Source organism: Nocardia sp. NPDC051570, assembly GCF_044454005.1.
Taxonomy (GTDB): Bacteria; Actinomycetota; Actinomycetes; order Mycobacteriales; family Mycobacteriaceae; genus Nocardia.
Genome location: NZ_JBITDI010000012.1, coordinates 191,580 through 209,869, shown reverse-complemented (window position 1 = coordinate 209,869; position 18,290 = coordinate 191,580). Strand labels below are relative to the sequence as shown.

At 64.4% G+C, this 18,290-nt stretch carries 20 protein-coding genes; 9 read left to right on the top strand and 11 right to left on the bottom strand.

What is annotated here, in order from left to right:
* Window positions 1-95: 95 nt before the first annotated feature.
* The 5 genes from ACIA76_RS28790 to ACIA76_RS28770 form a co-directional block, all read right to left on the bottom strand.
* Window positions 96-368: a hypothetical protein gene (locus ACIA76_RS28790; protein ID WP_397156042.1), complete on the bottom strand. Its 273-nt coding sequence runs from the start codon at window positions 366-368 to the stop codon at window positions 96-98.
* A complete protein-coding gene (locus ACIA76_RS28785) occupies window positions 365-1,429 on the bottom strand; it encodes a hypothetical protein (RefSeq protein WP_397156040.1) in 1,065 nt (354 codons plus the stop codon). Before ACIA76_RS28785 ends, ACIA76_RS28790 begins: the two co-directional genes overlap by 4 nt.
* Window positions 1,429-2,361: a YqaJ viral recombinase family protein gene (locus ACIA76_RS28780; protein WP_397156038.1), complete on the bottom strand. Its 933-nt coding sequence runs from the start codon at window positions 2,359-2,361 to the stop codon at window positions 1,429-1,431. The genes ACIA76_RS28785 and ACIA76_RS28780 overlap by 1 nt, the downstream gene beginning before the upstream one ends.
* Window positions 2,358-2,645: a hypothetical protein gene (locus ACIA76_RS28775; protein WP_397156036.1), complete on the bottom strand. Its 288-nt coding sequence runs from the start codon at window positions 2,643-2,645 to the stop codon at window positions 2,358-2,360. Before ACIA76_RS28775 ends, ACIA76_RS28780 begins: the two co-directional genes overlap by 4 nt.
* Window positions 2,646-2,737: 92 nt before the next feature.
* Entirely contained in the window at window positions 2,738-2,971 is a 234-nt protein-coding gene (locus ACIA76_RS28770) for a helix-turn-helix domain-containing protein (RefSeq protein ID WP_397156035.1), read from the bottom strand.
* A 318-nt stretch (window positions 2,972-3,289) separates the two neighbouring features.
* Here ACIA76_RS28770 and ACIA76_RS28765 point away from each other — a divergent pair, with 318 nt between their 5' ends.
* Window positions 3,290-3,649, top strand: a complete 360-nt coding sequence (locus tag ACIA76_RS28765) for a helix-turn-helix domain-containing protein (RefSeq protein ID WP_397156033.1) — start codon at window positions 3,290-3,292, stop codon at window positions 3,647-3,649.
* A gap of 67 nt (window positions 3,650-3,716) precedes the next feature.
* Here ACIA76_RS28765 and ACIA76_RS28760 read toward each other — a convergent pair whose 3' ends face one another.
* Complete coding sequence (locus ACIA76_RS28760) at window positions 3,717-4,463, bottom strand: helix-turn-helix domain-containing protein (RefSeq protein ID WP_397156031.1); 747 nt, start codon at window positions 4,461-4,463, stop codon at window positions 3,717-3,719.
* A 149-nt stretch (window positions 4,464-4,612) separates the two neighbouring features.
* On the opposite strand from ACIA76_RS28760, the gene ACIA76_RS28755 reads away from it, so the two are divergent.
* Window positions 4,613-5,437: an ImmA/IrrE family metallo-endopeptidase gene (locus tag ACIA76_RS28755; protein ID WP_397156029.1), complete on the top strand. Its 825-nt coding sequence runs from the start codon at window positions 4,613-4,615 to the stop codon at window positions 5,435-5,437.
* Here the strand turns inward: ACIA76_RS28755 and ACIA76_RS28750 are convergent.
* Window positions 5,370-6,875 (bottom strand): tyrosine-type recombinase/integrase, encoded by a 1,506-nt coding sequence (locus ACIA76_RS28750; protein WP_397156027.1) that lies wholly within the window; start codon window positions 6,873-6,875, stop codon window positions 5,370-5,372. The two genes, ACIA76_RS28755 and ACIA76_RS28750, sit on opposite strands and share 68 nt — an antisense overlap.
* 496 nt (window positions 6,876-7,371) lie before the next feature.
* Between ACIA76_RS28750 and ACIA76_RS28745 the strand changes: the two genes are divergently transcribed.
* Entirely contained in the window at window positions 7,372-8,376 is a 1,005-nt protein-coding gene (locus ACIA76_RS28745) for a hypothetical protein (RefSeq protein WP_397156025.1), read from the top strand.
* A 173-nt stretch (window positions 8,377-8,549) separates the two neighbouring features.
* On the opposite strand, the gene ACIA76_RS28740 is transcribed toward ACIA76_RS28745, so the two are convergent.
* Both ACIA76_RS28740 and ACIA76_RS28735 read right to left on the bottom strand, forming a co-directional pair.
* Window positions 8,550-10,016: a bifunctional ADP-dependent NAD(P)H-hydrate dehydratase/NAD(P)H-hydrate epimerase gene (locus ACIA76_RS28740; protein ID WP_397156024.1), complete on the bottom strand. Its 1,467-nt coding sequence runs from the start codon at window positions 10,014-10,016 to the stop codon at window positions 8,550-8,552.
* 77 nt (window positions 10,017-10,093) lie between these two features.
* Window positions 10,094-11,326 carry a helix-turn-helix domain-containing protein gene (locus ACIA76_RS28735; RefSeq protein ID WP_397156022.1) on the bottom strand — a complete coding sequence of 411 codons (1,233 nt, stop codon included), beginning with the start codon at window positions 11,324-11,326 and terminating at the stop codon, window positions 10,094-10,096.
* A gap of 596 nt (window positions 11,327-11,922) precedes the next feature.
* Here ACIA76_RS28735 and ACIA76_RS28730 point away from each other — a divergent pair.
* From ACIA76_RS28730 to ACIA76_RS28710, 5 genes are read left to right on the top strand one after another with little or no spacing between them, the layout of a single operon-like run.
* Complete coding sequence (locus ACIA76_RS28730; protein WP_397156020.1) at window positions 11,923-12,351, top strand: hypothetical protein; 429 nt, start codon at window positions 11,923-11,925, stop codon at window positions 12,349-12,351.
* On the top strand, window positions 12,348-12,554 hold the full coding sequence (locus ACIA76_RS28725; protein ID WP_397156018.1) for a hypothetical protein: 207 nt from the start codon (window positions 12,348-12,350) through the stop codon (window positions 12,552-12,554). The genes ACIA76_RS28730 and ACIA76_RS28725 overlap by 4 nt, the downstream gene beginning before the upstream one ends.
* Window positions 12,551-13,225, top strand: coding sequence for a dTMP kinase (locus tag ACIA76_RS28720; RefSeq protein ID WP_397156016.1), 675 nt, complete (start codon window positions 12,551-12,553; stop codon window positions 13,223-13,225). The genes ACIA76_RS28725 and ACIA76_RS28720 overlap by 4 nt, the downstream gene beginning before the upstream one ends.
* Window positions 13,213-14,019 (top strand): hypothetical protein, encoded by an 807-nt coding sequence (locus ACIA76_RS28715; RefSeq protein WP_397156014.1) that lies wholly within the window; start codon window positions 13,213-13,215, stop codon window positions 14,017-14,019. The genes ACIA76_RS28720 and ACIA76_RS28715 overlap by 13 nt, the downstream gene beginning before the upstream one ends.
* Window positions 13,985-15,457: a B12-binding domain-containing radical SAM protein gene (locus ACIA76_RS28710; RefSeq protein WP_397156012.1), complete on the top strand. Its 1,473-nt coding sequence runs from the start codon at window positions 13,985-13,987 to the stop codon at window positions 15,455-15,457. The genes ACIA76_RS28715 and ACIA76_RS28710 overlap by 35 nt, the downstream gene beginning before the upstream one ends.
* On the opposite strand, the gene ACIA76_RS28705 is transcribed toward ACIA76_RS28710, so the two are convergent.
* Entirely contained in the window at window positions 15,454-15,912 is a 459-nt protein-coding gene (locus ACIA76_RS28705; RefSeq protein ID WP_397156010.1) for an NUDIX domain-containing protein, read from the bottom strand. The genes ACIA76_RS28710 and ACIA76_RS28705 overlap by 4 nt on opposite strands.
* 258 nt (window positions 15,913-16,170) lie before the next feature.
* Here ACIA76_RS28705 and ACIA76_RS28700 point away from each other — a divergent pair, with 258 nt between their 5' ends.
* Window positions 16,171-16,470 (top strand): hypothetical protein, encoded by a 300-nt coding sequence (locus ACIA76_RS28700; protein WP_397156008.1) that lies wholly within the window; start codon window positions 16,171-16,173, stop codon window positions 16,468-16,470.
* A 43-nt stretch (window positions 16,471-16,513) separates the two neighbouring features.
* Here the strand turns inward: ACIA76_RS28700 and ACIA76_RS28695 are convergent, their stop codons facing one another.
* Window positions 16,514-17,092, bottom strand: coding sequence for a hypothetical protein (locus ACIA76_RS28695; RefSeq protein ID WP_397156006.1), 579 nt, complete (start codon window positions 17,090-17,092; stop codon window positions 16,514-16,516).
* Window positions 17,093-18,290: the final 1,198 nt, after the last annotated feature.

Here is an 18,290-nt window from a genome sequence, read left to right as displayed (position 1 = left end):
TTTCGGCGGCCTGCGGCCTGCAGGGTGGGCCTGATGACGCCCTGGCGGCCAAGCGGCGCCAGGGCGGCGTGCAGGTTGATCAGACGCGGAGCGGCCTACCGCGCGGCGCGGTCGAATCGTTCGACGAGCCGGTCGATCACGGTGCGGCCGAGCGCTGCCTCCACCTCCACCTGCCGGGCGGGCGTGGTGTCGAGGTACACAGCGGTGAAGAGATGGGCATCTACGCTGACCTGCTGTTCGCGGCGGCGCTGGCGGGCGGACTCGTTGTGCGCATCTCTGCACCATTCGCATGCGCGCTCGTGTCGCCGGTAATGCCGGTAGTAACCGGCATTGGTGCCGCAATTCATGTGGGCGGTAGGAGATTTCACGCCGCCACCTCGGTGAGCGCGGCGGCTCTCGCCTTGGTCCGTTCGCGCAGCTCTTCGCACAGGGCCGGTGGCAGATCGGCAGCGGACTTCCAGATCTCCTGCAGGGTCTCCTTGGTGGTCGCGGCGTCGATCGCGACTCGCAGCGCTTCGGCGCAGTCCTCCTCGGTGACTGTGCGGGCGGTCATGCGACCGACCGCAGCCCGTGCCCGGTCTGCGACCGACAGCGGAGCCGGATCAGGTTCGGGCTCTTTACGCTGCTCGGCGGCGAGCTGGACATAGTTCCGCGGCTGCGCGGTGGCCGGGTCGCACTTCAACACGTCGAAGATCAGCCATTCGAGGGTGAACGACGGTGCGGGGACGGGCTTGTCGACACCGGGTCGGATTCCGGCGTGCACGGACCGGACTCCGATCACGCGGGGCGCGGTATCGCGGGACAGCCGCACCCAGGCGGATGCGTCGAACGCCAGGTTCTTGTGCCCCTCGACCTTGTATTCCTTGGTGTTCGGGATCGGCTTGCCCTGGTTATCGAGGGCGGCTACCTCTTTGCCGCGTGCTGTTGCCACGACGATGCCGGGAAACGTCATGAGCAGTCGCATCATGCGGCCGTGTCGTTCGGCGGCGTCGTTCCATAGGTTCATGGCCGGTTTGATCTCGGCGTCTGGGTCGTCCTGAAGTAGCTTGCGGGCGTACTTGGAACGGCGGGCACGGTCGGAAACCATGTCTTTGAGCAGTTCCCATTCGGCAGTCATGGAGTCGATGAGCAGGCACACGGGCAGCTCGCCGTCTCGGCTCGCGCGGGCCGCGACGGCGTGCGCTTCGGCGACTTGGTGGTAGATGTCGCGGAAGGTGCCGTCGTGCTCGATCACTTCGTAGTCCGCGCCGGGGATGGCGGCGTATTCGTCGGCTGCGCCTTCGCTGAGGTCCAGCCAGAACGCTCGGCCTACGCGGGGGCTGGCGGTGAGTTCGGCCATGGCCCAGGACTTTCCGGTCTTCTCGCCGCCCTCGATCAGGATGAACGGCCACGGAGTCTTGCCGGTGGGTTTGCGGGTCTTGAGGGGCATTACTTGGTTCCTTTCGCTTCGGCTGGCAACGTGGCGGCGTGCCAGTCGATCGGTTTGCGCATTTTGTAAAGAGCCACACCGGTTTTCGTCGGCTGACGGGTGGCCACAACTTGTTTGTTCCTGCCGTGCCCGATGACGGCGCGGCGGGCTGTGCCCATCACACGGAGTAGGCGGGATCGGGCCAGATTCATGGCCTCGTCGGCGGCTTCGACACCCTGGACGGCCGATTCGAACTCGCTGGCCAACTCCACCGATATCTGCCAGTCCGTGTTCCGGTCGATGTCGTGATGTGCGCGGCGGATGGCGTTGTAGGTCGCGCCATGCCCATCGACCTCTGGTGGTCTCCCGTCGAGATCCATTGCGTTGCGGTGGAACTCGGCGCAGTGGTCCTCGATTGAGGTCGCGAGGTCGGGGTCGTAGTTGATGACGTACTCGGACTCGTCGTAATACGGCCCCAGGCAGACCACGTAGGTGCGTCTCAATCCGGACATGTGCATCTGCCACTGGACTTGCAGGAAGTAACCGAGGGGGATGTCGGCGGAGCCGGGTGGCCCCCATTGGTAGTCGCCGCGCCCGTCGGTCTTGGCTTCCACACCGAATGTCTCGCCGGTGCGGTCGTTGACGGCGATGTCGTCGGGGTTCGCTGCCGCCCACTCCTCCAGGCCCGAGCGGGTGAATGTCTTTGTGCCGCAACGGCGTAGCTCGGGATGGCGGCGGAAGAACCGGCGAAGAATGATCTCCTCGAAGTCCTGGCCTCGTTCGGTCGCCTCGTTCGGCCCGTCGGGGTCGATTTCGCCGCGCAGCAGGTGCCATTCCTTGGTGGGCGAGCTGTACTTGCTGGCGTTGAAGATGCCGGGGATCTTGGACGCGGTGATCTTGCGTGACCATCGAGTGCTGCCCGGCTCCAGAGGAGCGATCTCGATACCGGTCATGCGGGCACCCGCAGCTGCGCCAACTTTTCGCGGAGCTGGTCGATCAGGTCTATGGCCTTCACGATGGCTTCGACGGGGTCGGGGTCGCTGCATTCAATCCAGCAGAACTGGTCGCGAGTGACGACGCCGTCGAGATCGGCGTAATCGTTCGGGAGGTCGACGACTACCTCGAAGCTGCGCCAACGGCTCGACAGGCTCCACAGCGGTCTTGAACCGATGACGTGCGGTGCACGCTGGTGGAGCCCGGAAATGGCGTCGGCGAGAGTGATATGGTTAGAGCGCATCGGTTTAGGTTGGTTCCTTTCGGATGCATAGGCCGGCGCACATCTCCTGGCGGGGAGGCGTCGGCCGTCCTATATCAACGGTTCTGCGCGGTTCATGCGCTCAAGGGTTCCCAGGGGCTTGCTTTCAGCCAGTCGTCGATATCCGCTGGTCGGACGCGCTTGGAGCGGCCGTCGCCGCCCGGCGCGCACGCGGCGAGGTTGCCTGCGGCGATCTGCTGGTAGACAAACGGATAGGAAAACCCGGTCATGTCGGCGACTTCCTGGACGGTCAGAGCGAGTCGCTGATCGAGGGGGATTCTCTGCCGTTCGTCCCTCTTGGATGTCATAGATTGGTTCCTTCCGGTGGTGCGTGGCGGCGCACCGGGCTGTCACATTGACTCGATCAACATATGCGCAGTGCGCGCGTAGTGCAAATCAGTATGATCAGGCATGGGAAAATTGCACTCGTATAACCAGCCGAAACAGAGCAGCCACTGCACAGTGTATGCGCAGTGGCTGCTGATAGGGTCGGGGGTGTGCCGATTGGACATGCCTATAATCCCCGGAAGCGAGGGAATGGCTGCGTACTTCGCGCGCGCTGTAATGAAATCTTAACGGAACTCCACTTTACTTCGCGGTACTGCGCAGGTCAGACTATAAGAACTATGGAGCAGTGGGAGTTCGGTCGACGTATCCAGCAAGCGCGGGAAGCTGCCGGGTTGTCGAAACGCGCTGCAGCCAAGCGGGCGGGAATCAGCGACAGTCGATGGCGGCAGCTGGAACTGGGATTCGAGACAGTCCGTGGTCAGGCCTACTCGGTGAAGACCACGCCGGAGACGGTCGCTCACATAGCAAAAGCTGTCCACCTCGACGTCCATGAGCTACTGGAGATCGCAGGATTCGACCCAGAGGCAGCCGACATCTCCGATGGCATCTCCCTGGAGTGGATCGACGTCGCTGGCCTGCCGGAGGCGGATGTCGAGAAGGTGCGTGCCTTCGTCCAGTTCCTCAAGTCGCAGCAATGATCGACTGTGCAACGGGGAACGCGTAGTCCGTGACCGGGAGATCCTGCGGCAGGTCGGCGGTGCCGGCTTACTCGTCCGGGTCGAAGGGTACGAGGGTGAATACCAGCCACCGGCGGTCCTGGGAAGACGGCTCGAGGAAGTTGATGTCGTAGTTCATGATGCTGGGGGCGAGCGTGTAGATGACGCGGAGGTTGGTGAACGCCTCACTTGGGTTCGGGAGGGGGGTGGTCCACATCTTGTTGAACTCTGGATTCGTGGAGCAGTTTGCCCTGATCTGCTCGATTCGGGCAGCCGGGAGAGCGCTGGGGCCGAGCCACTTCAATGCGTACACGAGCATGTGGGCCAGGCGCTCCCAGTCGGGCAGGAGCACCCTGGCGGCGGGATCGGTGAAGCCCCACTCGAACAGGTTGGAGCCGCCATTGAGCCTGAGCAGGCGCCGATCCCAGTGTTCGTTGGTCGCCGCAACGTCGCCGGACGGAAAGTACACATAGGCTGCGGGCACGCTGATTGAACGAAGGTATGCGAGCTCCTTGTCCGTCGGCGGCAGATTCGACGGCCCGTACAGGCGACCGAGCAGACCAGGGAACAACCCGTTGATGAGCGTTTCCCGGTAGCTGCGAATGATGTCCAGCTCGTCGAACAGCTCGCTCAGGTAATCGAGGCCGGGCGACAGCTTGCCCCGTTCGACCTTCTCCAGTGACGAGGCTGACCTGCTGGTTCGTTCGGCCAGTTCTTGGAGCTTCCAGCCCTTGGTCTCCCGGCGTTCCCGTAGGAACTTGCCCAGCCAGACCACGCTGGGATGCCCCTCTTGCACTGTGTCTCCTAGCTTCTGCAGATCGCTTCCGCACTTTTGGTGCGGATCGCGTTGACGAATAATCGGACATAACGGACGCTGTTCATGGCGGGTTCGAGCTGCGAGCAATGCGATGGTGATGTGACTCGGCCCTGCGATGATCACGCTTTATGTGGCAAGCGTCACCGAGGTCCTATATCCCCCTTGTGACACAGGCACGGCTGTGTGGTCGGAGCACCATTCACGGATCGACTAAACCGATCTGGTCACATGACCAGTTTGCACCACTGGAGGAGACCCACGTGCGCGAGGGGGCCCTATTGCCCGATTATCGGCACATCGCCCGAACCCATTTTCCGGGCTTAATCGTTGCCGCCGTTGACCTTCCAGCTGGATCCTGTTGGTACATCCAGGAGGACCATGCGATCCTCATCGACTCGAAGCTTCCGCAGCGTGGTCAACAGCTCCATACTGCGCATATGCTCGCGCATCTCCGCCTGGGTCACGGCTCGACCGCCGGTCGGCACGCCTTCGAGGCCCGGCACGAGCTGGAAGCGTCACAGCTGTGCACTGAATGGATGATCCCCCCGGTCAAACTCGCAAATCTACTTGAGGGTGTGACGACGGATGCTGTGCAAATTGCGGGATATCTAGGCGTAAGTGTGACCACATTCGCGCACGGAATGGCGAGTGTTTCACGTGACTATTGGCGACGAGTGAGAGCGTTAACGAATCGCAGGATCCGCTGGCCATCGGAAATAGACCGTGCTACCGCCTCTCGGTGTGTAATTCTCGACACCTGGCCCTTGGGGTTGCGTGGCACCGGCACCGCCACGGCGTTGTTACCAACGTCATTTACGTCGTCCGTGCCCTCCTCGCCGGGCCAGCCCATGAGAGCACTCACGAGCCGCCCGGCCTGTGCTGATATCAGGCGGACTGGAACACGGCTGCCCGCCAGTCTCCAGCAGAGTCGAGAGACGGCTGCGATGGCGTAGACGCAGGTTCGATCGGACGCGGATCGGCGAAGCCGATGCCGAACTCGACGTCGATCACCTCCCCCTTGAAGTCGGCGTCAGCGCGCTCCACGCGAACGGGCTCGAGCGCGAGCTGATCCTCATGCCATACGTCGATAACCTCGGCGTCGATCAGGTCGTCCAGCCTGGCCATGCTGGCACGTTTCACGCCGAGGTCGACGTGCGCGTAGACACGCTGGGCGGCGGCCGAGCTGTGACCCATAATCGCCATTCGGACGTCTTCGGGCACATTAGCTTCCAGCAGGAGCGTGGCTGTGGTGTGCCGGGCGGCGTGGAGGACCACCTCGGGCACGTCCGCGGCTGCGAGTGCGGCGAGCCAAGCGGCCTCGTCGTACTCGGGTCGGATCGGTTTCCCGGTCTTGGTCGTCCACAGCAGGCCCCACGGGTTCGGCTCCATCTGTGCGCAGTGCGCGCGCAGCAGTATCAGCAGTGGTTCTGGGATCACCACGACGCGTCGTGACTTGGCCGTCTTCGGTCGGACCAGGCACAGCGCGCGGTGAAGAGGGATGATCTCGAATTCCGCGGTGATGTCGAACGCTGACACCGGATACGCCGCATCCTTCGGATATGGGTCGCCCTTCTCCTGCGTCTCTTTCAGCGGGATGACTTGTAGTGCCCAGGACAGGTCGAACGTGCCCTTTTCCAAGTTGACGCGGTCGAGCGTGAGGCCGAGGCATTCACCCTGCCGCACCCCGGTCAGCAGCGCCATCGCCCAGCGGACCGCCAGCGGGTCGCGGCGCTCGATCGACGTGCTGATGACCGTTCGCGCCTGGTCGGAGGCCAGGGCCTTACGTGACTTCTGCTGGCGCCCCTCGCTTCCGGCGGGGAGGGCGCGCTGAGTGCCGGTTGTGTCCTGGCTCGCCGTGTTGGGCTTCGGCTTGGTGACGGACTCAACGACGTTGTGCCGCAGGCTGAAAGCGGGCTCCTTCCGCGCATCTTCGACCGAGACGTGCAGCACGTTGTACGCCACCTCGGCGGTCCGCACAGATTTGCCGGTCTTCAGGATCTCTTTGAGCATGAGCCGGATGTGCTGGGGCTCCAGATCGACGAGCTTGACGTTCCCGATGTACGGCACGAGGTTGCGGTAGATCGCGGACTTGTAGTTTCGCCACGGTCGAGGCCGCATACGTGGTTTCGCGATCTCGTAGAGCCAGTGCGTAAGCCACGCCTCGACGGTTGTCTTGTCCCTCCGCAGCGGTTCCCCCATGGCGAGCTTCGCCAGGGCTTCGCGTCTGGCGGCGATGAGGTCGTTGCGGTTTTTGCGTCGGATCGCGAGTCGATCGGGTTTGCCGTTCGGCTTTACACCGATCTCCATGTACCACGCCCAGAGAACGTATTCCGTGCCGTTCTTCCGCTTACGGGTTTCCTTGAGGATGCGGCCTTCGCCTTGCGCAGTCATATCCGGGTTGGTTCCTATCGGGGTTCCCTCAGCTGCAACGGGAGCCGAGGTGCCCGGAGTGGCGGCTCCGGGTGTGATGGTTGGTGTGATGGTCGTGGAATGAACCGAAATGATGAGGTATGACGAGGTGAGTGCTCACCTGCGGTTATTCAACAAACCGGCAGGTCTCATTCTACGCACTGTCAGCTTCCCAAGCTGAGAGTGCGAGTTCGATTCTCGTCACCGGCTCTTCTTCAAAACCGTATTCTACCAGTGCGGATGCTGGCATCTTCACTTTCGACCAGACGGCCGCTGTAGCCAAATCTGGAGCCAATCGATCGGCTACCGGTGCCGCCGCCGAAGGACGGGCCGCCGGTAACCAGATAGGCCGGAGCCGGGTCGGCGAGGGCGTCCTGCCCGCCGACAATCCGGACATCGCCACCCCGATTCGATTCGATACATCCGCCCGGGACGGAATGAATCCATGTGGGTCCCAGCATGACCGGGGCGGTCGGAGATGACCACCGCAATGCGCACACCGGCACCGTGCCAGTACCCCCTCTCTGCGGACCGCCTGTGCGGTAAGCCAGTGCGGCAGCGTTCCGGCCCTGGCGCGCCCTCGCTCTTCTGCGAGCACCCCGAACACACCGCACGCTGCGCCTTCGATCGTCGCAAGAAGTTTCGCCAGCAGGCCGAGAAAGCCGCAGCGCGTCAACCGGTTTCGTCCACGCGCCCGGTGACCGACGGCACCGCCACCTTGGCCGAGCTTGTCGGTCGTCTCTCCGAGCTGCGTGACGAGTTCGCCGCGGTACTTGTCGATGCCGGCGACTTGGTTGCCACGATCACCGATCCGCATGCCCTGGCCGAGGAGATCGCCCACGTCCGCCGCGAATGTGCCGAGCAACTCGCCGTCGCGGGAGAGGCCCGGGCCATGGCGGAACGTCGTGCCGCGGACGCCGAGCGTGAGCGTGACGCCGCGCGTGCCGATGCTGAGATCGCCGCCGCGGCGGCCGATGAGGCGATCGCCGAGCATGACGCCACTCTGGCGCGGGCTACCCGCATCGTCGACGAAGCGAAGGCGCAGATCGCCGAGGTCGAGCAGGATCGCGATCGGATATACGCAGAGGACGAGGCAGTGCTGCGGGAGGCCGCGCAGCGGGTCGAGGCGGCCCGTTCTGCTGCGGCCGTCGCCGATGATCAGCGGAGAGCCGCGGCGCAGGTGGCCGAGGAAGCGACCGCCGAGGCCCGCAAATGGCGCGAGCAGCTCGATATCGAGCGTGCGCAGTGGGCGGAGGAGCAGTCGGTGCGTGTGTCCGAGTTGACTGCCGAGCTCGTCGGCCGGGCTCCGCAACGCGAATCGAACCGAACCCGGCCGTGGTTGGGGACGCCCGGCGACGGCGCAGTGTCGTGGCCGCGAGTCCGGGTTCACGGCGTCTCAGCGCGGTTCGCGAAGCTGTGCGATAGCGGGTCGCTCGTGTGGCTGGAACCGGGTGGCACGTCGGAGCGTCTAATCCCGATATGACGCACAAGCGCGGTCGCGCCGAGCGGTACCGGCGTCCGTTCCCCGAAGAATTGCTCTATGACGAGCCGACGGCCGGGCGCCGCTACGGCTGACCGATCAGCTTGTTCCCGCCTATGCCCTTCGTCCGCGCCCGGGGCCGTCGAACTCTCAGGCAGATCGGTGAGCGTGACCGATCACCGGTCACGAACGCCCGCTGCCGAAAGCAGTTCACCGATTGCTCTGGGCGTGCCGTGCGCAACGGCGCTGGCTGTGATCGGGCCGCCGCTCTGCGCCTTGTGCGCCACGGCGGCTGCTCGGCCGTGAATAAACGCGGCCATCTCACCGGCATCGAACGCGCCAAGGCCAGCGGCCATCAGCGCACCGGCGATTCCGGCGAGGACATCGCCCGCGCCAGCGGTCGCCAACCACGCCGGGGCCTCGGCCTGACTCGCGACCAGCCCATCGGGTCGGGCGATTAGGGTCGCTGCGCCCTTAACCAACACAGTCACATCGAGCGCCTTGGCGATTTCGAGGCCGTAGTACCTTGGGCGCGCTTCGATCTCGGCGCGGGGCACATCGTGGCCGAGCCATCGCATGATGCGCGCCATCTCGCCCGCGTGCGGGGTAAGCAATACTCGGTCGGCCGAGGCCGGGCGGTCGCCGTCGAGACGACGCCGTACGCACGCCTCAAGGGCGCCCGCGTCGACGACACATGGAAGACCGGACGAAAGCGCGGTGTCGATCGCGCGGTCCTGCTCGCCGTCGTTCTCGACCCCTGAGCCGAGCAGCCAGGCTTGCACTTGGCCGATTCCTGGCACGGCCTCGGGTACTGCTGCCAGGACGTGAGCGGTTACGCCCGCGGGGCCGACGAACCGGGTGATTCCCGCGACGCCGGATTGAACTGCGCCGAGGACGGCGAGGACGGCGGCACCGGGGTAGGCGTCGGATCCGGCGACCACACCGAGCACACCGCGCGTGTATTTGTGTGCGGCACGTTGCGGCACCGGCCAGCGTGCTGCGATATCGGCGTCGCCAAGTCTGCGCGCGATCACCTCGCCCTCGACGGGCGGCAATCCCACGTCAACCATGCGGAGCGCGCCGATTGCGTGCGCGCCTGGCGGGAACAGTGCACAGCCTTTCGCAGCGGAGAACGTCACGGTGATATCCGCGGTGACGTGAGTGCCGGTGATTTCTCCGCTGTCGGGGTCGATTCCGGAGGGCAAGTCGACGGCGATCACGGTTGTTGCTGCCGGGATTTCGGCAATCAGCTCGGCCGCGCGGCCTTTCAGCGGACCGACGCCGTTCTCGCCGACTATGCCGTCGAGCACGAGATCAGCGCTACTCACCGCCCAACCTGCCGCTTCGGTATCGACGGCGGATATCACGCGGCCACCAGCGGCCCGCAGCTTGCGCACTCCGGGTTCGTAGGCAGTGCCCGAGACGAGCAGTGCGTCGATGAGAACGCCGCGGCGGCGAAGGCGGATACCGGCTAGCAAGGCATCGGCGCCGTTGTTGCCGGAGCCGACCAGCAATGCGACTCGGCGCCCGTAGACGCCGCCGGTTCGCTCGTCGAGTACCTCGGCGGTGATGAACGCCAGACCGGCCGCGGCGCGCTGCAACAACCGATCCGGTGGGCCTTGGCGGTTCAGCTCGTCGGCCACGGTCGCCAGTACGTCAGCGGCTCGGTATGCGGTCCAAGTCGTCGTCACCCGGTCGATTCCATCAGACGAAAGGGCGGTCAGTCGATAAGGAGATGGCATCGCTTGGCCAGCGCCCGCACGTGCGGCCGAGCGCGAGCGTGATCGCGCATGAGCATCTCGCGCACGAGCTCACGAACGAGGCCGGAGTCGTGCACCTCGTCGGCCGAGATCTTCTCGGCGTCGAGCAAGGCGAGAACCGCGGCCAAGTCCTCCTTGCGCTGCACGTATCCGCGTGCAGCGTCGATCAGCGGCCTAGAGCGACGTTCGACCGAGGGCACACGGTCGATGTCGAGCCGCGAGATTCGGTCGAGAACAGCGTCATGGTCTCCGAGCTCGGCCGAGATGGCGAGTCCGTGAATGTCGACGTTGCCAGCCCCGAACATCGTCCAGGGGTCGTAGGTGGAACCGAGCGCCCGTGCCGCATCCTCAGCGGCTTGGTGCAATGCCCATGCCTTTCCGGCTTCGTCCGCCTGAGCCGACGAAATCGCGGCGGCCAAGTTGAGCATTCCGTAGGCCGCGAGGAGATCGTTCGATGGATCGCGTTCGAGGCGGCGCTGCAAATCATCTGCCGCAGAAAGACATACACGGGTCGCTTCTTCCTGTTGACCGGCGCGCCGGTAGCTCGCCGACATCGCCCACGCGCCGAGCGCCAACAGGTGCGGGTCGTCGGCTTCACGGGCGGTTGCCACCGATCGTTCTGCGGCGACCCACGCGAGTTCGGCCTCGGGTAGGTGATGCAGCCATAGCCGCGTGATCTGCCAGGTGCCGCACAGTGCGCGCGCGGCACGGCGCTTGTCATCGGACAGCAGATATGCGGTGTTGGCGTCGCCGATGAGGTCCGGCAGTACGCGGCCGACCGAGTCGTGTGCGGTCGGTGAGGTGTGCCAAGTCTGCCAGGCTTGCGCGACGCGTTCACCGACCAACGACAACGGCAACGGCGGTGTAGACGACGCAGTCACGATCGGTAGTGCGGTGCGCATCATGACCTCGCGGACCCTCGCCACCTGCTCGCCTCGTGTGCTCGGTGCTGCGGTCAACGAGTCGAGCGGGCCGCCAAGCAAATCGGTCACCCGGCACCGACATGCGTTGGCAATGTTCACGATGTCGGTCAGTCTGTCGATGGCTCGTATGCCGCGCTCGACCTGAGACAGCCATGGTGTCGAGCGCCCGATAGACGCAGCTAGGTCGACTTGAGATTTTCCAGCAGCCTCGCGATAGACCTTGACGCGGGCGCCTATCCCCTCAGTGAGGGCGAGGGCATCAGAGCTCATAGCACGAGAGTACAGAGGCAGACTGATATTTTCGTATCAGTCTTTGGTGCGACAGATACCTATCGTTGGGTTCACGCACTACGCGGCCGGGCAGCTTCCCGGCTCGGGATCTCGGATACGCCGCTCGCCGTCCGGCTACACGAGAGAGGCCGACCGCGTGGTGCGTACCTGAACCTTTCACCCGGAACACCCCGGTTCCGGTTCTGCCGCCCCGGGCGCTCTGGGTGTCCCAACACACCAGGGGAGCTCGCTCGTGTCGATCGCAACCGCCGATTGCGCGGAACCGAGAATATCCAGCCTCAGCGACAGCGTGCGGCTGTTCGCTGATCATTCGTCCCGGTGTCGGGGTGGTGTAGCCCCCGACACCGGCGACGCGCACCCCAATTCGAGGGGCCTGCAACGACATCCGTTAAGGGCTTGCTCGACAAGCTCGCGTGCACGAATACGAAATGGCCGAGTTCGAGCGTGGGGGCCGCACACCACGCGATGCAGGTACACCTCGAGTGCGTCGTCGGTGAGTGCGCGGCGAAGACAGCGGCGCGCGACACCTTGCAGGCCGCAGGCAAATTCGTGCCCGATTCAGGGCGGAGGGTCCGATGACAGCGCGGCGAGTCATCTTGCACATCACCTCGACCGAGGACGGCGAGGCCACCTGGCAGATTGTCGGCCGCAAGGTCCAAATGGAGTCGTTCACCGACTACCGCAGTCAGGCCACCGCCTACCGGCTGCGGATGGACGGATCGACCGTCGATATCCCGAATGGGACACCGGGAATGGTGTTCTTCGGCGAGGACGAAGAACGACCGGATCTGCCGCTCGTTCGCGAGTGGGTCCCGAAGCATTTCGGCTTGTGGGACGCAGTCCAAGCGGCGTACTGGGATGCCGTCAACCCTCTCGACGAACCACGCATTTCATCCCTGGACCACCTCGCCTACGACTACTCCACGGGCGCGTGGCAGGCGTCGGAGATTCGCGAAATGCCCGCTACAGCAGGGCCTTCGGCACGGCGGGGCGGCGAGCGATGAACGTTGCACGCCAGTCGGATCCGAGACGGGCTGAATACGAGAAGGCGCTCGCCGAGTTGCGTGCTGCCACGGACCAGTGGAACCACACCGGTGAGCCACGAGAAGGCCCGGTGCTCGACCGGCTGAATGCAGCCCGTGACCGGTTCATCACTGCCCAGACACCACACGAGGATGCCCACACCTATATGGAGAAGCCGGAATGAACATCAAGATCGGTGAGAGGTCATGTGGGCGTGGGGTCTTCGTCACGATCGACGGACCGGGCGGCGTCGGCAAATCGACCGCCGTGGCAGCGACTACCGGATACCTGCGGAAGATCGGCGCGCCCGTGCACAGCACCGCCCAGCCGAGTAGCAGCGCCCTCGGGCGTTTCGTTCGGGCCCACGCCAACACCTATCAGGGGATGGCGCTGGCGTGCCTGGTGGCCGGTGACCGCCTTCATCAACAGACGGTCGAGATAGGTCCGCGGCTCGACGCTGGTCGTGTGGTGGTCTGCGACCGTTATTTGCCGTCCTCTCTGGTGCTACAGGTACGCGATGGTGTCTCACCGGAAACGGTGTGGGAGTTGAACCGAACGGTCCGGCCGCCTGATGTCGCGGTGTTCCTGTACGACGAACCGGAGGCCATTCACCGGCGGCTCACTACGCGCGGCGCACACAATCGGTTCGAGGCCGACCCCGGATGCGTTGTGCGCGAACTGGCTATGTTCGCCACCGTGGCCGACGACCTGATTCGGCTCGGTTGGCCCGTACACCTGATCGACTGTGCCGGGCTCGAACTCTGCGAGATCGGATTGATGATCGCGAATCTCGTGCTGCCACAGCTGCCCGACGACATCCTCAAACCGCGACAGGAGACCGAATGTCGATCATGACAGACCATCCCGGTTGGCTGACTACCGCCGCCGGCGATCCGTATCGTGCGTTTACCCCGCCGGGTGGCACCGCCGCGATCGTCACGACCAGCCGGACCATCCACGGCGATTTCATCGTCGATCTGGCGGGTGCTGGGGTTCGTGTGGACTGGGTTGACCCTGCGGTGCTCGCCGGGCCCGATGATCTTCTCGGACCGTTGAAGGCCGCCGGAGTCGTTGCGCGGGTGGCGAATCCGTCGCTGTGGGATGCAATGGCGACGGCGATCATGCGGCAGGTGGTCCAGGCAGGTCACGCCCGTACTCGGTTCCTCCGATTCTGTGCCGCCTACGGCACACCAAGCCACCGCAACGGCGCGACCGCGCGGGCGTTTCCTGACCCGCACCGGATCCTCGCCCTGTCCGACGAGGACTTCCAAACCGTGGGGGCGGCGTTCCCTCGCGCGGCACTGCGGAACGCTGCCCGCGCCTACCTGGCCCACTGTGACCAATGGGAAGCACTGACGGCCTCGGAATTGGTGACTGCGCTACAGACGGTCGACCGCATCGGGCCATGGACGGCACGGGCCGCCGTCGCCGACTACACCAACGATTTCAGCCTTTACGACTACTCCGATATGGCCGTCCAGGCATGGGCGCAGCGGCTCAACCCTGATCGGGAGTGGCCGCAGGGTGCACCCGCATTCAAGGCCGCTTGGGAAGAGACGGCCGGAAATCAGTTGTCCGCGTGGACACTTCTCACACTCGCATGGGGGATCAGTGATGGAAAAGAACTCGACCGCTCGACCGCATCATGACCTGATCGCGGGGGCACATCCCGACCATCCGCTCGACTTGGTGATGGTCAATGCGCCGCTACGCGACTACTCGATCAGGCCACGCGTAAACGACTTCACGTTGCCCGTGCTCGGCCTCGGCTACATCGCGACCTACGCCTCGCTGCGCGGTTTCAACGTCGGGGTGTTGGATGCCGAAGCGCTGGGGCTCGGTATCGGTGAGACAACCGCAATCGTGAATGCCGCCCGCCCGCGTTGGGCAGGATTCAACATGCTGGCACCGACGGCCGAGATTTCCGCGACCATCGCAGCAGGGCTCGACCCGACGATTCATGTGATGCTCGGCGGCCACCAGGCCAAGGCAATGCCGACCGAACTGCTAACCGACCCGCGGATGAGCCGGTGCGCAGCGCTGGTGATCGGTGAAGCCGAGACCAGAGTCGCCGAGCTGCTCGACGACCACCGCAAGCGGGCCGAGCTACCGGGCGTGATGTGGCTCGACCCGATCATGCGGACGCCGGTCACAGGCGGGATGCCCGGCAAAGGGCACTACCTCGCACCGGATATCGACGCGCTGCCGTTCGTCGACCGCCGGTACCTGGTACAGGACCCGCACGAGGAAGCGGGCCGGATCGAGGCCAACGTGGTCGGGGCGAGAGGTTGCCCGTACGACTGCTCGTTCTGCGGTGCCGCCGTCTCGGCGAACCCGGATGTGAAGATCCGGGTGCGCAAGCCGGAGAACATCATTCACGAGATGCTCGCATTGCGTGACGAGCACGGCGTGACGGCATTCAGGTTCGTCGACGACCTGTTCCTTGGGGCGCGACGGGTGATCGACACCATGATGACCGGTTTCTCGACGGAACGGATCGGCGAATGGGCCCGCTGGGACGCTACAGGCCGGATCAACGTCCTCAACCGCGCCAGCGACATCGCGTTGAATCTTTTGGTGGACAACGGTTTACGCGAGGTCGCGCTCGGTGTCGAATCAGGCAACGACGCCATGCTCGCCTATATCGACAAGCGCATCACCGCAGACATGGCGGTCCAGGCCGTGACACGGCTTCTCGAGCGCGGAATCAACGTCAAGGGCTACTTCATTCTCGGGTTCCCCGGTGAGACACCCCCGCAGATGGACGACACCGAAAACCTGATCCATCGCCTGTGGGACATCTCCGACCATCAGCCGGGGACATTCCGGGCCAGCGTGTTCGAGTTCCGGCCATATCCAGCGACACCGGAATGGCATCGCCTGATGGCGACCGGCCGATACACCCCGCAGCAGCTACTCGACTACGAGCCGGTCGACCTCACCGGCGGCGGGGTCGACGCAGCAATGCTCGGCCGCGACGAATTCAACTTCGCGGTGCCCGTGCGGTTGTCGGACGCACCGCCCGGATACGTGCGCGACAAGCTGACCTATCTGTCACGGACCCAGTGGGCGCGGCTGGCCTGCTAGACGGTGGCGGGGACAGGCCAGCCGTGCTCGCTGAACGAGACACTGTCACCGGCCAGGAAGGCTTGAATGCCGACGGCCGGGTACTCGATGACGTCGACGGTGTGCAGCTGATCGACCGGGAACCAGTCCAGCGCGAGGCACTTCTCGGGCTCCCGGTTGGTCGGCTCCCCCAGCCACCGAGCCGCGTGCAAGAAGACCCCGAGCCTCGGCTCGGGCCCGGATCCAGCGACGTGGGTGATGTGAACAACCCGGAAATCGGTGGGGTTGATGGTCACGCCGACCTCTTCGAACGCCTCGCGGGCTGCGGCCATCGTGATCGACTCCCCGGCGTCCAGTTTGCCGCTGGGCATATGCCATCGACCTGCGAACTCGTTGTTCCCGCCGCGCCGAGTGAGCAACAGCCGATCATCGCGGGTCAGCAACACGTGAACGTCGATCAGGTGGCGGTCCGCCATCGGCAGGTCTCCTCGCTGGCCGGGATGTCGGCGAGAACCCTACGCCAGGTCCACGGTCGACCAAGGCCCGGCTCGTAACGAGGTCGGGGGGCCAGCTGTATGAACCGTGCGACATCGTTTACTGGCGTCTACCAACTACTTTCAAGGGGAATCCCATTGCGACGCACCATGTTAGCCGTGTCAGTCCTGATCACTACACTGACACTCACCGCGTGCGGCGGTTCGAACACTGCGCCACCTTCCGCGACCACGTTGGAGATGACGACAATCGTCGACCCACTCGGCCCGAACGGGCCAGTGGCAGCCAGTGGCTTGTCCTGCGCGGACATCGGCGGTGTGTTCGAGGCCCATGGAACAGATGGCCGTGGCACGTGCGTGCCGGCCGATCCCCGCGCCCACTGCCACGTGCGGCCTGCCGAACAGGACGACCACTATGTTCCGGAGTTCGAACTAGCGCCGCCGTTCCCCTCGGGAAAGATCGCCGATCGTGCAATGGTCGGCGTGATGCTCGAGGGCGCGAGCAACGCCGACTGCTGGAAAGCGCCGCCTCCCCAGTAGCCGCATCAACCCCGAGTAACAACTAGCCGATGCCAAGGCAAATCTACCGTCCCGAAGTTCTCCCGAAAACGTCCACGTGGGCGTGATCAGTTCCGGCGTACTTGATATGCTGCCATTCGCTGAAGATGCGGCTGCCGGCAGTTCGGTTGACGACGAATCGTAACTCGATATCCCTGTCGCTCGCATCCCAGTTCCCGTGAAAAAGGAACGTTTCGTCGTTTTTGATTCGCGCTTCGGTCGTATCGCAGGTTTCTTGGTAGATCATTCGACCCCAGCCGCCGTAGAGGTCCTTACCGTCGTTGTCCTTGAAATCTTTGTAGATCTCGAATTTGGCATTGTCGCATTCGGTACCATCGAGTTTTAATGCCACACCCCACCAATGGGTGTCATGGTTGATCGTAACGGTGCCGGTGCCTTTAATTTTCGGGCAGTTCGCTATGCTTGCGCCGGAGGTGCAGCTATATTTCCTTGGTGGTACATCGAACTTTGTCGTTACCACATTGCTGTCAACCGTTGATTCCGCTGCCGAGCTGGCCATTCCGGTGAAGATCGCGGTGGTACTGACAAGGATGCCTACCGATGCGGTGGCAGTTCGTGCAAGGACGCGTGGACTGCGATACATGGTTGCCTTCCATCGGGGGAGGTCCGGCGCTCTGTGGCGCCACCCATCGTATTCGTAGCTGCGGATGATTCGGATGACATTTTGCACTCAGATTGCGAGGACGGTTTCGCCTCATGCACCTGCCGCACTGATAGCGGGGCGCCCCTCTGTGGTTCGGTGCGTATACGGGTTTCGAGGGTCGAAAAACCCACTCGCGCATGCGACTTCGCGTCGCGCAGTGTGAGCACATGTACCGAGGAGTGATCGCTGTCAGGGACGCCCTGGACGCGGGGGTTCATCGTTCCGCATTTCTGTACAACACCATCGAGCCACAGCAGGTGCTCGACGAGCGGACACCCGGTACTGCCTGCACCAGCTGCGACCAGCGAATAACGCCCGATAAGGGGTGCGCGGTGTGTCACCGATCCGTGGTGTGGTCGGTGCCGAATACTTGCCGGGTCGGTGCATTACCGGGGGAGGCGATCGGTCCGGAGTTTTCGGTGTTCAGTGGTCATTCAACGTCGTCACGGGAGGTTGGTATGGGAGTTCATGTTCGGGATATGTGTTCGGTGGTCGTGGTGACCGCGGCCGTGCTGTGTGCGGGGATCGGTACCGCGGCCTCGGCGTCAGCGGCACCGCCCTAGGAAGGAAAGTGCACCGCCCCGAACGTCGAGGAGAAAGCGGACAAACCGTTTGTCGTCGCAGCGTGCCAGCGCGCCTACAGCGCTGCCGCTCGCGCCGCCGCCGCTCGCGCCGCCGCCGCTCGCGCCGCCGACGACCGCGCCGCACGCTCCTCCCCACCCTCTGACGCACCCTCCTACGACGCACGCTCCAAAGACGCACGCTCCAAAGACAACGCGGGCCCCGAAAGCAAAGGCCCCGACCCCTCTGCCGCCGACTCCGCCGACGCCGCCGACCGCGCCTACAACGCCGCCGACGCTGCTGCTGCTGCCGACGCCGCTCGCGAGGCCGCTAGCGCCTCCTCTGCCATCAGCGACTCCGCCGCCGCCCGCGTCGCCGCCGCTGCCGCCGCCGACGCCGCCGAAACCGCCGCCAGCGCCGCCGCCGACGCGCCTAAGAATGGGCAGAAGGCTAATAAGGCGGCGGAGGCGGAGGAGAAGGCTGTGGAAGCGTCGCGAAAGGTGTTCAAGGGTCTGGAATCGGTGAAGATCAACCGGTTTAGCAAGACCAAGACCAAGACCGGGTAACCGTAACCGGT